Origin of the sequence: Rhodococcus sp. NPDC006774 (assembly GCF_040636045.1) — a bacterium.
GTDB lineage: Bacteria > Actinomycetota > Actinomycetes > Mycobacteriales > Mycobacteriaceae > Rhodococcoides.
In genome coordinates this window covers 1-2,781 of the sequence record NZ_JBEYIW010000044.1, presented here as the reverse complement: position 1 = coordinate 2,781, position 2,781 = coordinate 1, and the positions used below count along the sequence as shown (strand labels likewise).

Below are 2,781 nucleotides of genomic sequence, written 5' to 3'. Positions count from 1 at the left end.
TACACGCGATCGTCGAAGGCCACACCGCCACCGAATGGTGGCTGATCGCACACGAACGCGGTCACGACCGTGCCGCATTCAACCTCGGAAACGCCGCCCGCAAGCTCGGCCCCGACGCGATCGTCGAAGGCCACACCGCCACCGAATGGTGGCTGATCGCACACGAACGCGGTCACGACCGTGCCGCATTCAACCTCGGAAACGCCGCCTACGAGCTCGGCCCCGAGGCGATCGTCGGAGGCCACACCGGCACCGAATGGTGGGCGATCGCCGCCGAACGCGGCGACGCCGGTGCAGCAAACAACCTCGGAAACACCGCCTACGAGCTCGGCCCCGACGCGATCGTCGAAGGCCACACCGCCACCGAATGGTGGTTGATCGCACACGAACGCGGAAGCGCTGCCGCCACATTCAACCTCGGCGTCATTGCCGAGGAGCTCGGCTCCGACGCGATCGTCGAAGAACACGCCGCCACCGAATGGTGGGCGATCGCCGCCGAATTCGGGAACGCTGCCGCAGCCTCGAAACTTGCAGAGATCGCCGAAGAACTCGGCCCCGACTCGGCAGTCGAGGGTCGTACCGCTCCTGAGTGGCGGCGTCTGGCCGGAGAGAGCGGCCCCTCCACAACTGGATTCTGAATTCGGGCAGTATCGCCGTGCAGACAGGCCGGCACAGACACGGCATTGCTTACGAAACCGTCATCGGTGCGCGAACCGTTCGGCAGCTGGGTCAGGGTCGATGAGCCTATACGCATCTCCAACGAGCGGGCCCCTACGCGGTCTGCTGCGTAGGGGCCTGACGGCACTGGGAATGTGCTCTCGCTGCTAGTTGAAGTTTTTGCGGTCCTTCTTGTCGAGGAGATGGGTGTTCTTGAGGGCGTCGTTCTTGGTGCGGGTCGCTTCGCGGAGGATGCGGTCGGTGTCGCGGCGGGTCTGCGGGAGCCGGACTTCCTTGGTGTAGTCGGCCTGGCGTTTGGCCAGGCTGGGGCCGGTGTTCTTGACCGTAGGGTCGCCGGAAGAGCCGGCGAGTGCCCCGACGATGCCGATGACGGCCTGTGCGCGGTTGAGGCGATCCTTCAAGCTCATGATCAGTTCTCCTTGCTGGTGAGCTCGAAAGCAGATTCAGAGGCGTCGATGTCGGCATGGTCGGTGGTGTCCTGGCCGGCGACGAGCAGCTGGTGGTGCTCGGCGAGCTGCCCGGCCTGGGCGACAGCGAGGTCGAAACTGTCGACCCGGAAGGTCGGCGCGGGCAGCGGGTCCTGGCGGCCGACGTAGGAGCGGGCGATCGTGATGGCCTTGTCGGCGCTGCTGCGGGTCACGACGAGGCGGGCGTGCTCGGTGGCGTCGGTGATCTGGCGCCCGAGGTCGGCGAGCTTGAGTCCGGCCTGCTCGACGAGTTCGGCGCGTTCGGCCCGGCTGTTCTCGATGTCGGCGGAGCGGCGGGTGAGCTGGGCGGTGACGGCGTCGAGCTGTTCGGTGGTCTCGGAGCCGTTCTCGTATTCGGACATGTAGTTGGCGTAACCGGATCCGCCGATGACCAGGGCGAAGAAGATCGCCAGAGGAATCATCACGTAGATCGGGGCTCCGGCGTCGTTGCCGTCGTGGATGATCCGCAGCATCATCACGATCGCGGCAATGGAGACGAGCGCGCCGAGCCCGATACGTTCGGCGAGGATCCTCTTGAAGGTCGCGCCGTTGCGGTCGATGGTGGCGTCGATGGTCTTGAAGCGGCGGTGCCTGCGTCCGGTGAGGCGGGTGATCCAGGTGAACGCGAGAGTGCCCAGGACCGCGAACACCGCAGCGACGGCCATCTTGATGATCTGGCCGACATCGCCGGTGAGCGCGAGGACGAGGTTGGCGTTGAGCAGACCCATCGTCAGGAACAGAAAGATCGGGAAGTCGATCGCGAGGAACAACTTCTCGGTCCTGGTGTTGCGGTCACGGTCGCGATAGTGGCCGGTTGCACCGTTGCGGTGGGCACCGTCGATCACTCCGCGGAGCTCATCGTGCTTGGCCTGAGCCTGGTCGGGGGTGAGGCGCTCGTGGTTCGGGCCGACGATCACCCGCTCGCTACGGAGCTCGATGTTCCGGTCGATCTGGTTGATCCCGGCGAAGATCCTCTTGATCAGCGAGATGCTGCCGGCGATGGGGCCGCGTGAGGCCTTCTCCAGACTGTCTTCGGCCTTCGTGATCGGTACGCTGCGGATCTTGCTTTCCATCAACGTCAAATCCTCACCGACGGGCGGTTCGGGAAGGCGACTGTATTCGCGGACGATCGCGCCGGTTCCGACGAGCTGACGCAGGGGGATGGGCCCACCTCCGAGGCAGGACGTGACCTTCTCGGAGGTGGGGATCTTCGCGGGAGCCGGTGCGGGAGTGGTTCCGTTCTGAAGCTGGGCGAATTCGCGGGCGAAGTCGTCGTTGGACGGGCCGCGGTTCTGCAGTTCGGTCATGTCGGTGTCCTTGGTGGTTGTGGCCTTCGACCTCGGGTGGTGTCGGGCTCTGGCACCTACGTTCGGGCCACACCGGTGTGCGGTCAGGGGTGTGTGTGGTGTTGGTGTGCGCTAACTTCTGGACACGACCAACCACCGGCCTCCGGCTCGGCGACCGACCACCGTGCAGCAACCCACCGCCGGTCGACGGCAAGCCGGGGGAGTGCTGCAAAAGAAAGTAGGGACGTGGATGGTCTCGGACACCGACAAGGCCCCCTACAAGGCCTGGCTCGCCGAACTCGAACAGGTCATGGACCGCAGTGCGGGTCAGCGCAGTCCTCGTACGAAAA

The 2,781-nt window shown here is 65.4% G+C and carries 3 protein-coding genes; 1 reads left to right on the top strand and 2 read right to left on the bottom strand.

All coding sequences use genetic code 11. The features are described 5' to 3' along the window. Window positions 1-638, top strand: a 638-nt coding sequence (locus ABZ677_RS27635; RefSeq protein WP_358375257.1) for a hypothetical protein, incomplete at its 5' end; no start/stop codon positions are given. A 186-nt stretch (window positions 639-824) separates the two neighbouring features. On the opposite strand, the gene ABZ677_RS27630 is transcribed toward ABZ677_RS27635, so the two are convergent. Beyond that, window positions 825-1,085, bottom strand: coding sequence for a hypothetical protein (locus tag ABZ677_RS27630; RefSeq protein WP_358375255.1), 261 nt, complete (start codon window positions 1,083-1,085; stop codon window positions 825-827). Window positions 1,086-1,087: 2 nt separating this feature from the next. Next, on the bottom strand, window positions 1,088-2,452 hold the full coding sequence (locus ABZ677_RS27625; RefSeq protein WP_358375252.1) for a hypothetical protein: 1,365 nt from the start codon (window positions 2,450-2,452) through the stop codon (window positions 1,088-1,090). Window positions 2,453-2,781 lie beyond the last annotated feature (329 nt).